The 12,143-nt window shown below is 62.3% G+C and carries 10 protein-coding genes; 8 read left to right on the top strand and 2 right to left on the bottom strand.

From position 1 onward, the window contains the following. Positions 1-2: 2 nt before the first annotated feature. Entirely contained in the window at positions 3-956 is a 954-nt protein-coding gene (locus tag EQV97_RS02535; RefSeq protein WP_240888314.1) for a D-2-hydroxyacid dehydrogenase family protein, read from the top strand. Positions 957-1,071: 115 nt separating this feature from the next. Next, entirely contained in the window at positions 1,072-1,605 is a 534-nt protein-coding gene (locus EQV97_RS02530; RefSeq protein ID WP_122840588.1) for a tetratricopeptide repeat protein, read from the top strand. Positions 1,606-1,672: 67 nt separating this feature from the next. Here EQV97_RS02530 and EQV97_RS02525 read toward each other — a convergent pair whose 3' ends face one another. After that, positions 1,673-2,974, bottom strand: a complete 1,302-nt coding sequence (locus EQV97_RS02525) for an ATP-binding protein (protein WP_122840589.1) — start codon at positions 2,972-2,974, stop codon at positions 1,673-1,675. 4 nt (positions 2,975-2,978) lie between these two features. Next, a complete protein-coding gene (locus EQV97_RS02520) occupies positions 2,979-3,680 on the bottom strand; it encodes a response regulator transcription factor (RefSeq protein WP_045058331.1) in 702 nt (233 codons plus the stop codon). A gap of 295 nt (positions 3,681-3,975) precedes the next feature. Here EQV97_RS02520 and EQV97_RS02515 point away from each other — a divergent pair, with 295 nt between their 5' ends. From EQV97_RS02515 to EQV97_RS02490, 6 genes are all read left to right on the top strand, one after another. Continuing rightward, complete coding sequence (locus EQV97_RS02515) at positions 3,976-5,133, top strand: efflux RND transporter periplasmic adaptor subunit (RefSeq protein WP_240888313.1); 1,158 nt, start codon at positions 3,976-3,978, stop codon at positions 5,131-5,133. Positions 5,134-5,148: 15 nt separating this feature from the next. Next, entirely contained in the window at positions 5,149-8,247 is a 3,099-nt protein-coding gene (locus EQV97_RS02510; protein ID WP_240888312.1) for an efflux RND transporter permease subunit, read from the top strand. A gap of 158 nt (positions 8,248-8,405) precedes the next feature. Further along, positions 8,406-9,047, top strand: a complete 642-nt coding sequence (locus EQV97_RS02505; RefSeq protein ID WP_122840592.1) for a DUF1345 domain-containing protein — start codon at positions 8,406-8,408, stop codon at positions 9,045-9,047. Between the two features lie 115 nt (positions 9,048-9,162). Continuing rightward, positions 9,163-10,188 (top strand): LacI family DNA-binding transcriptional regulator, encoded by a 1,026-nt coding sequence (locus tag EQV97_RS02500; protein ID WP_346769709.1) that lies wholly within the window; start codon positions 9,163-9,165, stop codon positions 10,186-10,188. Between the two features lie 107 nt (positions 10,189-10,295). After that, entirely contained in the window at positions 10,296-11,078 is a 783-nt protein-coding gene (locus EQV97_RS02495; RefSeq protein ID WP_240888311.1) for a TIM barrel protein, read from the top strand. Continuing rightward, positions 11,071-12,096 (top strand): sugar kinase, encoded by a 1,026-nt coding sequence (locus EQV97_RS02490; RefSeq protein ID WP_240888310.1) that lies wholly within the window; start codon positions 11,071-11,073, stop codon positions 12,094-12,096. The genes EQV97_RS02495 and EQV97_RS02490 overlap by 8 nt, the downstream gene beginning before the upstream one ends. Positions 12,097-12,143: the final 47 nt, after the last annotated feature.

The following is a 12,143-nucleotide window of genomic DNA, read 5'->3' as shown; positions in this document are numbered from 1 at the left end:
CAATGGCTGTGCAGATTGCGGTGCTCGATGACTGGCAGGACGTGGCGCGCGACGTGGTGGACTGGACAGCACTGGACGCCATTGGCCAGGTGAGTTTCCTTCACGACTTCCCGGCCGATAACGCCACCCTCGCCCAGCGCTTGCAGGCCTTCCAGGTGATCTGCGTGATGCGTGAGCGCACGCGCTTCGATGAAGACCTGCTGCGCCGCCTGCCTAACCTCAAGCTGCTGGTGACCGGGGGAATGCGCAATGCGGCCCTGGACCTCAAGGCCGCGGCAGCCCTGGGAATTCAGGTCTGCGGCAGCGACAGTTACAAGCACGCCGCCCCGGAGTTGACCTGGGCGTTGATCATGGCTGCCACGCGCAATCTGCTCGCCGAAGCCAACGCCCTGCGGGCCGGCCACTGGCAGCAAGGCCTGGGGGGCGATCTGCACGGCAAGACCTTGGGCATTCTTGGCCTGGGCAGCATCGGCCAGAAAGTCGCCGGTTTCGGCCAGGCCTTCGGCATGCGGGTGATCGCCTGGAGCGAAAACCTGACCCCCGAACGCGCGGCGGCCGTCGGCGTGACTCATGTCAGCAAGCAGCAGTTGTTCGAGCAGGCCGACGTACTGTCGGTGCATCTGGTACTCAGCGAGCGCAGCCGTGGGCTGGTGGACGCCGAGGCGCTAGGGTGGATGAAGCCCCACGCGCTGCTGGTCAACACCGCACGCGGACCGATCGTGGACGAGGCGGCGCTGATCAAGGCGTTGCAAAAACAGCAATTGGGCGGCGCGGCACTGGATGTGTTCGAACAGGAACCCTTGCCAGCCCATCACCCGTTCCGAACACTCGACACTGTGTTGGCAACACCGCATGTGGGCTACGTGAGCCGGCAGAACTATCAGCTGTTCTTTTCGCAGATGATTGAAGACATCCAGGCCTGGTCAACGGGAGCACCGATCCGCCTGTTGACCTGATCAGCAGTCAGGCAGGACACCATCATTTGAGCTTTGCTTACAGGGAGCGCTGCAAAGAAATGAACATTTGCCGGCGCGGCGATGTTCTATAAGTATCACCCCTGAGGATTGGCTCATGAATACTCGTCTTGCCTGGTGCTCCCCCCTGCTGCTGGCCGCTGCGCTATCCAGCTCCCTTGCCTTCGCCAACGCCGACGAAGAAGAGGAGCCGGCCAAGCCCAATTGTCCCAAAGGCCAGGTCTGGGACAGCAAGCAGCAAAAATGCCTGATGCAAGACAGCAGCCTGCTGCCTGACGCCGACCGCACCACTTACGCCTATCGCCTGGCCAAGGATGGTCGCTACGAAGAAGCCCTGGCGCTGCTCGACACGCTGAAACAACCCCACACCGCCAAGGCACTGAACTATCGCGGGTACGCCACGCGCAAACTGGGGCGCACCGACGAAGGCATCGGCTATTACCTGCAGTCGGTCAAACTCGATCCGCAGTATGCACAGGTGCGCGAATACCTCGGCGAAGCCTATGTGATCAAGGGCCGACTGGACCTGGCACAGGAGCAGTTGCAGCAGATCAAGTCCATCTGCGGCGACACCCGCTGCGAGGCTTATAAGGATCTGGCCGAGGCGATCAACGCCTCATCGAAAACCTGAAACGACAGCGACGCCGCAGGCTGAATCCGCACCAGGCCCTGGGCGCTGGCGGGGTCGTTTGTCCATCTCAGGCCGCATTCGGCAACCACAACCTGAACCGGGCGCCGCCCAGGGGCGAAGCCTCCACCGTAAGTGTGCCGCTTTGGGCCTCCAGGGCTCGACGGCTGATGGCCAGGCCCAGCCCAAAGCCTCCGGTGGCGCGATCGCGGCTGCGATCAAGCCGGTAGAAGGGTTCGAAAATTCGCTCACGTTCGTCGTCAGGGATTCCGATCCCGTCGTCATCCACCCAGATTTCGCAGCCGTGCGCCAGCACCTGCACGCTGACCTGGATACGTTTCTCGCAGTAGCGCATGGCATTGCGCAATAGGTTCTGCAGCGCCCGCGCGGTGAGGCGTGGGTCGAGGCTGAAGCGCTCAAGCTGGCCATGCAGCCACACGTCGATGACGATGTCCGGCGACTCCAGCTCTTCGTCGACACTGCCCAGCACGCTGTCGATGAACTCATCCAGCGAGACCTCGACTTGCTCAGGCAGACGCGCAGGATTTTGCAGGCGGCTGTAGGACAGCAACTCCAGCACCAGTTCATCCAGTTCGCGAATGTGTGCCACCAAGCCTTGCAAGCGCTCGCGAGTGGCCGCTGGCAAGTCATCGGAGAGTGCCAGCGCCAGGCCGAAATCCAGGCGTGTGAGAGGCGTGCGCAGTTCGTGAGAGACGGCATTGAGCAGGTCTCGCTGCTGGTTGAGCAGGCTTTCGATGTCACTGGCCATGGTGTCAAACACGTTCGCCAGGCTGCCGATATTGGAGCGCGGCGAAATATTCGTGCGCTCACTCAGTTGCCCTTTGCCGAAACGTTCGGCGGTACCCTTGAGGCGCTCCAGATCACGCCAGTGCGCGCGCAGCCACAGTAACAGGCAGGCGAGCATGGTCGCGCCAATCAGCAGGTTAATGCTCCAGTACAACAGGTTGACGTCCAGCGGATCCGGCGGCACCACCATCTTGACCACGGTTTGCTCGTTCAGAGGCGCCACCGCCAGGGTGCGCCAGCCCCAGTCACCGATGCGCACCACTTTCTCGCCGCGCTGCAGGCGCTGGCTCTCAGCCGGAGAGAAATCAGCGTCGTCGATGGGTGACAGTACGATGTGCAGCGGCGCGAACTCCTTGTCCATCTGCTCGGCCAGGCCAGGCCACTGCTCCTGCGGCACGCCATGAAACTGCTTGACGATCAGGCTTTGCAGGCCGCGGGAATAGTCGAGGTTGTAGCTGACAAAGCGCTCGTGAAACAGCTTGATCACCAGGTCCGGTACCAGGTAAATCGCCGCGCTGTAGGAGACGATCGTGACCAGGTACAGGCGGAACAGAATTCTGAACATGGCTTCAGCATTCCCACTCGGAGCGGCTGAACAGGTAACCCTTGCCCCACACCGTCTTGATCTTGCGCGCCTCGGCGGCGGTATCGTCGAACTTGCGCCGCAGCTTGGAAATCGCCACGTCCACCGAACGGTCGGTGCCGTTGAACTCGATGCCACGCAGACGTTGCAGGATCTGGTCGCGGCTCAACACTTCGCCCGCGTGCCGGGCCAGTACCACCAGCAGGTTGTACTCGCCGCTGGATAGCTCCACGAGCTGCCCACGCCAGGTCACGGTGCGCTCGGACAGATCGATGCACAGGTTGCCCATGAGGATCCGGTCGTTGGCGGTCTGCGGCTCGCCCAGGCTGCTGCGGCGCAACAGCGTGCGCACCCGGGCCAGCAGTACTCGGGGCTCACAAGGCTTGGTGACATAGTCGTCGGCGCCCATTTCCAGGCCCAGGACCTGGTCGTGGCTGTCGTCCCGGGCGGTGAGCATCAGGATCGGCAAGGTCGCCGAGTCGGCGCGCAGCAGGCGGCAGACCTGCAAGCCATCGAGCCCCGGCAGCATCAGGTCAAGGATCACCAGATCCGGCGGATTGAGCCGCGCGCGCTCGCGCACATGATCACCACGGCTGATCACGCTGACGGAGTAGCCATTGCGTTCCAGGTAGCTGGCAATCAGTTCGGCGAGCGCGGTGTCGTCTTCGACCAGGAGGATGTTGGGCATGGGTGTTTCCAGAAAGTACGGTGGCGACTGTGAGATGGCGATTGCGGGCAAGCCTTGCTCCCACAGGGATTCTCGTTGGACACAAATCCTGTGTACACCACAGATCCACTGCGGGAGCGGACTTGCTCGCGGAGGCGGCATGACAGACGCAATAGGAATCAAGGCCTGCAGGATATACGCCATCACCCACTCCTGAGTAAAACCCTTACACAATTTCACACTGCACGTACAAAGCTTCACCGCTACTCTCGCCCCCTCCCCGTAGGATGCCGGGGGGTCACTATTGGGGTAATACATGTCGAAGAAACTGCTCGCCAGGCTCAGTCTGATTGCACTTGCGCTGACGCTGAGCGCCTGTGACAAGTCGTCGATCGCCGAGGAGACCGCGCCACTGGCTACCGTGCGCATCGAAACCATCGAGGCGCGGCCACTGTCGATTACCAGCGAACTGAGCGGGCGGATTGCCGCGCCGCGCATGGCCGAGGTCCGCGCCAGGGTCCCTGGCGTGGTGTTACAACGGACCTTTCGCGAAGGCAGCGACGTCAAGCAGGGGGACGTACTGTTTCGTATCGACCCGGCGCCGCTCAAGGCTGACCTCGATAGCGCCGAGGCTGCGCTGCGCAAGGCCGAGGCCAACGCGTTCCAGGCGCGCTTGCAGGAGCAGCGCTACGCCCAGCTGGTGGAAGGCAACGCCATCAGCGGCCAGGATTATGACAACGCCCGGGCCGCCGTGCGGCAAACTGCCGCCGACGTCGCCGGCAACAAGGCCGCGGTCGAGCGCGCCCGCCTCAACCTTGGCTACGCCACAGTCACTGCACCGATTTCCGGTCGCATCGGCCGCGCCCTGGTCACGGAAGGCGCCCTGGTGGGGCAGAACGAAACCACGCCCCTGGCATTGATCCAGCAGCTCAACCCGATCCATGCCGACCTGACTCAATCGACCCGCGAGCTCAACGACCTGCGCCGCGCGTTTCGCTCCGGCCAATTGCAACAGGTAGGTCAGGGCCAGGCCAAGGCTACGCTGATCCAGGACGACGGCAGCCTCTACCCGCTACCGGGCAAGCTTCTGTTCACCGATATCACGGTGGACCCGGGCACCGGCCAGATCACCCTGCGCAGCGAATTCCCCAACCCGGATCTCGATTTGTTGCCCGGCAGTTTCGTGCGGGTGCGCCTGGAACAGGCCATCGACCAGCAGGGCATCAGCGTGCCGCAGCGGGCCATCCAGCGCGACAGCGCCGGCGTGGCCCAGGTGTTGTTGCTCGATGGCGAACAGCGCGTCGGCCAGCAGCCGGTTGAACTGGGGGCCGTGCAGAACGATCGCTGGATCGTCACCGGTGGCCTGAAGCCGGGCGACCGCATCGTCATCGAAGGCCTGCAGCACGCCCGTACCGGTGAGAAAGTCCAGATCGACGACACCCCTCTTCCACTTGCCCAGGTTTCTGGCCAGTAAGCAGGACGCTTTTTTATGCCGCAGTTCTTTATCGATCGCCCGATTTTCGCCTGGGTAGTCGCCCTGTTCATTCTACTGGCGGGCGCCCTGGCCATCCCGCAGTTGCCGGTGGCGCAGTACCCCGACGTCGCGCCGCCGCAGGTGGAAATCTATGCCGTGTACCCCGGTGCATCGGCGCAGACCATCGACGAGAGCGTGGTCAGCCTGATCGAGGAAGAGCTCAACGGCGCCGACAATCTGCTGTATTTCGAGTCCCAGAGCAGCCTGGGCAGCGCGACGATCAAGGCCACTTTCCAGCCCGGCACCAACCCGGAGCTGGCCCAGGTCGACGTGCAGAACCGCTTGAAAGTAGTCGAATCTCGACTGCCCCAGGCGGTGAACCAGCAGGGTTTGCGGTTGGAAAAAGTGTCCTCCGGCTTTTTGCTGTTGATCACCCTGACCTCCAGCGACGGCAAGCTCGACGAGACTGCGCTCAGCGATTACCTGGCGCGCAACGTGATGAACGAAATCAAGCGCCTGGACGGCGTCGGCAAGGCGCAGTTATACGGTGCCGAGCGGGCCATGCGTATCTGGATCGACCCGCAGAAGCTGATCGGTTTCAACCTGACCCCAGCTGACGTCAACGCTGCCATCGTTGCACAGAATGCCCAGGTCTCGGCCGGCAGCATCGGCGACTTGCCGACCCGCAGCACCCAGGAAATCACTGCAACCATTCTGGTCAAAGGCCAGCTCTCGACCCCGGAAGAATTCGCCGACATCGTGCTCAAGGCCAATCCCGACGGTTCCACCGTGCGCATCGGCGATGTCGCCCGGGTGGAAATCGGCAGCCAGGAATACCAGTTCGGCACCCGCCTGAACGGCAAGCCGTCGACCGCCGTCAGCGTGCAGCTGGCGCCGAGCGCCAACGCCCTGAAAACCGCGACCCTGGTGCGGGCCAAGATGGACGAGCTGGCGCGGTATTTCCCGGCAGGCGTCGAATACAAGATCCCTTACGACACCTCGCCCTTCGTCAAGGTCTCGATCACCAAGGTCGTCTACACCCTGGTCGAAGCCATGGTGCTGGTGTTTGCGGTGATGTTCCTGTTCCTGCAGAACATTCGCTACACGCTCATCCCGACCCTGGTAGTGCCGGTCGCGCTGATGGGCACCTTCGCCACCATGTTGGCTTTGGGCTTCTCGATCAACGTGCTCACCATGTTCGGCATGGTGCTGGCCATCGGCATCCTGGTCGATGACGCCATCGTAGTGGTGGAGAACGTCGAGCGCATCATGGTCACCGAGGGCCTGTCGCCCAAGGAAGCGACGCGCAAGGCGATGCAGCAGATCACCGGGGCGATCATCGGCATCACCCTGGTGCTGGTGGCCGTGTTCATTCCCATGGCGTTCATGCAGGGCTCGGTCGGGGTGATCTACCGGCAGTTCTCCCTGTCGATGGCCACCTCGATCCTGTTCTCGGCGTTCCTCGCCCTGACCTTAACCCCGGCCCTGTGCGCGACCTTGCTCAAGCCGATCGCCAAGGGTGAACATCATGAAAAGCGCGGTTTCTTCGGCTGGTTCAATCGACGTTTCGAGCAACTGACCGAACGTTATCAAGCCTGGGTCGCTTACGCGCTCAAACGTACGGGGCGCTATCTGCTGATCTACGGCGTGCTGCTGATCGCCCTGGGTATTTGCTTCGTACGCCTGCCCTCCTCGTTCCTCCCGGTGGAGGACCAGGGCTACACCATCACCGACGTACAACTGCCGCCGGGTGCGAGCAAGAACCGTACAGTCGCAGTGGTCGAGCAGATCGAAGCGCATAACGCCAAGGAGCCGGGAGTGGGCGACAGTACGGTGATCCTCGGCTTCAGTTTTTCCGGCAGCGGGCAGAACGCGGCGCTGGCATTCACCACGTTGAAAGACTGGTCCGAACGCGGCAGCGACGATTCGGCGAGCTCGATTGCCGACCGGGCCAACATCGCCCTGAGCCAGATCAAGGACGCCGTGGCGTTCTCGGTGCTGCCGCCACCGGTGGACGGCCTGGGCACTTCCAGTGGTTTCGAGTTCCGCCTGCAGGATCGTGGCGGCCTCGGTCATGCCACGCTGATGCAGGCACGCACCGAGTTGCTGGAGGCAGCAGACAAAAGCCCGATCCTGATGAACGTGCGCGAAAGCGCCCTGGCCGAGGCACCGCAGGTACAATTGATCGTCGACCGCAAGCAGGCCAACGCCCTGGGCGTGTCGTTCGCCGAAATCGGCAATGTATTGTCCACCGCCGTCGGCTCCAGCTACGTCAACGACTTCCCCAATCAGGGGCGCATGCAACGGGTGGTGGTCCAGGCCGAAGGCGATCAGCGCAGCCAGGTGGCGGACCTGTTGCAAATGCACGTGCGCAACAACGCCGGGAAAATGGTGCCGCTGTCGGCCTTCGTCGAGGCCAAATGGACCCAGGGCCCGGCGCAACTGACCCGTTACAACGGCTACCCGGCGATCAGCATTTCCGGTGAACCGAAGCCGGGGCACAGCACCGGCGAAGCCATGGCCGAGATCGAGCGCCTGGTTGCGCTGGGACCTGCGGGTCTGGGCCAGGAATGGACCGGTTTGTCGCTGCAGGAACGGCTGTCCGGAAGCCAGGCGCCGATCCTTTTAGGATTGTCCTTGCTGATCGTGTTCCTGTGCCTGGCGGCCTTGTACGAGAGCTGGTCGATCCCGACTTCAGTGCTCCTGGTCGTACCGCTCGGCGTGCTGGGCGCGGTACTGGCCGTGACCTTGCGCGGAATGCCTAACGACGTGTTTTTCAAGGTCGGGTTGATCACCATCATCGGCCTGTCGGCGAAGAACGCGATCCTGATCATCGAGTTCGCCAAGAGCCTGTATGACGAAGGTCACGACCTGATCGACGCGACACTGCAAGCCGCACGCCTGCGATTGCGGCCGATCGTGATGACGTCCCTGGCGTTCATCCTCGGCGTCGTGCCGCTGGCCATCGCCACCGGCGCCAGCTCGGCCAGCCAGCAAGCGATCGGCACCGGAGTCATCGGCGGCATGATCACCGCGACCCTGGCGGTGTTGTTCGTGCCGGTGTTTTTTGTGGTGGTGATGAAGCTTGTGCGCAAGCGCCATAAGGAGCTGTAGCCGCCCCCCGTTGTAGGAGCGAGCTTGCTCGCGATGAACGCAAGCACGCTGCTGGGTGTCAGGCTCCCAGCGTCATCGTTAACGACCATCGCGAGCAAGCTCGCTCCTGCAACAGGACCGCGCTATGGTGCACTGACGTCCTGCTACAGTGAGCCGCTATGCCCTTCCTAGCCCGCACCCACCCGCGCCTGTCCGCCGCTGCCACCCTCGGCATCGCGGTGGGCATCCTGGCTCCCGCCGATTCGATCATCAGCAAAATCCTCTTTGGCTGGAATGCCGGGGTCTGGACTTACCTGGTGCTGATGCTCTGGCTCACCGCCCGCGCCAAAGCGCCTGACGTAAAGCGCATCGCTGAAGTCGAAGATGAAAACGCCGGCCTGGTGCTGCTCGTGGTGTGCATCGCCGCCATCGCCAGCCTGGCCACCATCGCCTTCGAACTGGCGGGCAGCAAGCAACTGGAAACCACCACCAGACTGCTGCACTACGGCTTCACTGCGCTGACCGTGATTGGCTCATGGCTGCTGATCGGCGTGATATTCAGCGTGCATTACGCGCGCCTGTTCTACACCTGGCGCGGCAAGGACCCGGCACTGCGATTCGCCGAGGGCCTGACCACGCCCAACTATTGGGATTTCCTGTACTTCTCGTTCACCATCGGCGTGGCGGTGCAGACCGCCGATGTGGGTGTCGCCACCCGTGATATGCGCAAGATCGTGCTGGCGCAGTCGTTGGTCGGATTTGTATTTAATACCGCGATATTGGGCTTTTCGATCAATATCGCGGCGGGATTGTTCGGGTAAAAGGCGACGAACATTCTGCCAGGGGCTTGACGCGGGGCATAATCCTGGTGTTTCCTGAAACCGGTTTCAGCGCCAAGCGCCAACCTTATAAATCCAATAACAAGGTTCTCAACCCGTGAACGACTTTTCCGCCGCCCAGCGCAGCCGCGTGACCATGCTTGATGTCGCTGAACACGCCAGGGTTTCCAAGGCCAGTGTGTCGCGATTCATTGGCGAAGACCGCGCCCTGCTCTCCGATGCCATTGCGTTGCGCATCGAGCAGTCGATTGCCGAGTTGGGCTACCGCCCAAACCAGATGGCCCGTGGCTTGAAGCGCGGACGCACGCGCCTCATTGGCATGCTGGTGGCCGACATCCGCAACCCTTATTCGATTGCCGTGATGCACGGGGTGGAAACCGCCTGCCGTCAGCACGGCTACAGCCTGGTGGTGTGCAATACCGATCGCGATGACGAACAGGAGCGTCAACACCTGGCCCTGTTACGTTCGTACAACATCGAAGGCTTGATCGTGAACACCCTGGGCCATCACCGCGACGAATTGCACGAACTGCATCGGGAAATGCCCCTGGTGCTGGTGGATCGCAAGGTCGAGCACCTGGAAAGCGACATGGTCGGGCTGGATAACTCGCAGGCGGTCGAGATGGCCATCGAGCACCTCGAAGCTCAGGGCTATCGCGATGTACTGTTGGTGACCGAGCCATATGACGGCACCAGTTCGCGTATCGAGCGCGGCAGCAGTTTCAAATCGCAGATCGCCCAGCGGCCTTCACTGCGAGGCACGATTATCGAAACCGGCAGCCAACTCACGGCTCATCTCAAGGCTTTCCTGGACGCTCCTGGCCCCGGCCCGAAAGCGCTCTTCTGCGCCAACGGTATTGCGGCACTGGCCAGCACCCACGCACTGCGGGAACTGCAGTGCGATCTGTTTGCGAATGTGGGCTTGATTGCCCTGGACGACCTGGATTGGTACCCGCTGGTGGGCAGTGGCATTACCGCCCTCGCCCAGCCGACCGCGCAAATTGGAGCAAGTGCATTCGAGTGCCTGCTCAAGCGACTGCGGGGGCAGGCTGGGCCGGTTCGAACGCTGGATTTTCCGGCGCAGTTGATCGTGCGGGGCTCGACGCTCGGGAGTTCTCGGTGATGGAGCAGGCTTCATCGCGAGCAGGCTCACTCCCACAGGGGATCTGCGCACCAGCCAGAAACGATTTTTTTGACTAAAAATGAAACCGGTTTCAGAGGTAAATAACAATGAAAAAATCCCCCGTCTCCATCAGCCTTTCCAGCTACGGCGCCGAACTGGTACGCCAGCGCGGCCAAGGCAGTTTCATCGAAATCCTCGCCGCCGCGGGTGCTTCCCACATCGAATGGCGTGAGGAATTACTGACCCACGAACACGCCACGCAACTGGCCCAAGCCACCTCCAACCATGGCCTGGAAAGCATCTACTCCTCACCCATCGAGCTATGGCTGGCGGGCCATTCAAACCCTAATCCCGCGTTGACTGCAGCCCTTCACAGCGCCCAGGCCTTCGGCGCCAAATGGCTGAAAGTCTCGCTGGGCTATTTTACTGATAACAATGACCTGCAAGGTCTGGCCCGTACCCTGGGCCACTGCGGCGTGCAACTGCTGGTAGAAAACGACCAGACCCTGCACGGAGGCCGCATCGAACCCTTTCAGCGCTTTTTCGGCGAAGTGGAGCAACACCAACTGCCCATCAGAATGACCTTCGATATCGGCAACTGGCACTGGCAGGACCAGTGCGCTGCAAGCGCCGCTCGAATGCTCGGTCGTCACGTCGGCTACGTGCACTGCAAGGCCGTGACGCGCCGGGCCGATGGCAAACTGATTGCCACCCCGCCCGCCCCGGCGGATCTGCAGCAATGGGAACAACTGCTTCGCCACATGCCCCAGGGCGTCATGCGGGCGGTGGAGTATCCACTCCAGGGCGACGACCTCGCGCAACTCACCGGCGAACACGTCGCCGCCCTCGCCCGCCTGGGTCAATCGCGACTGGAGAGCGCTCATGTCTGAGATCGATATCCTGTCGTTTGGCGAGACCATGGCGATGTTTGTCGCCGAAGAACCCGGCGACCTGGCCAGCATCACCCGGTTCCACAAGCGCATCGCCGGTGCTGACAGCAACGTCGCCATCGGCTTGTCGCGGCTTGGATTCAAAGTGGCCTGGCTGAGCAGGGTCGGTGCCGATTCACTTGGCAGGTTCGTGATCGACACGCTTGAAAAGGAAGGACTGGACTGCCGTCATGTCGACATTGATGTCGCGCACCCGACCGGATTCCAGCTCAAGTCCCGCACCGAGGACGGCAGCGATCCGGTAGTGGAGTATTTCCGCCGTGGTTCGGCCGCCAGTCACCTGTCCCCGCAGTCGATTGTCCCCCAATTGCTGAACGCCCGGCACCTGCACGCCACCGGTATTCCTGCGGCCCTGTCAGCAAGCGCACGGCAACTGTCGCTGGAATTGATGACACGCATGCGCGATGCAGGACGCAGCGTATCGTTCGACCCCAATCTGCGGCCGAGCCTGTGGGCCAGCACGCAACAGATGGTCACCGAAACCAACCGCCTGGCTGCCCTCGCCCATTGGGTGCTGCCGGGCTTGAGCGAAGGCCGGTTGCTCACCGGCTTCGAAGACCCTGCCGATATCGCTGCTTTTTACCTCGACCAGGGCGTAGAGGCTGTGGCGATCAAGCTGGGCCCGCACGGTGCCTATTACCGGACTCATCAGGATCAGGGTTTTGTCGCCGGCGTGCCGGTGCAGGCAGTGGTCGACACGGTGGGTGCCGGTGATGGCTTTGCCGTGGGCATGATCAGCGCCTTGCTGGAAAACCAAAGCTTTGCCGAGGCCGTGAAGCGGGCCAACTGGGTTGGCAGCCGGGCGGTGCAGAGTCGGGGGGATATGGAGGGGTTGCCTACCCGGGCCGAGATGAGCGCTGAGTTAGAGGCCGCCGTCGCGAGCGGGCTGGCTCCAGCACTGGATAGGGTTCCAACCCAAATGCCCTGTGGGAGCGAGCCTGCTCGCGATAAGGCCTGACCATTCACTGAAGATTCCGAATTCGTTACCTGCTGCGACAAAAACAA

It is taken from the genome of Pseudomonas sp. TMW22090 (assembly GCF_022496665.1).
Lineage (GTDB): Bacteria > Pseudomonadota > Gammaproteobacteria > Pseudomonadales > Pseudomonadaceae > Aquipseudomonas > Aquipseudomonas gregormendelii.
Note: the sequence above shows the minus strand (reverse complement) of the source record. Positions and strands in the feature narration are given on the sequence as shown.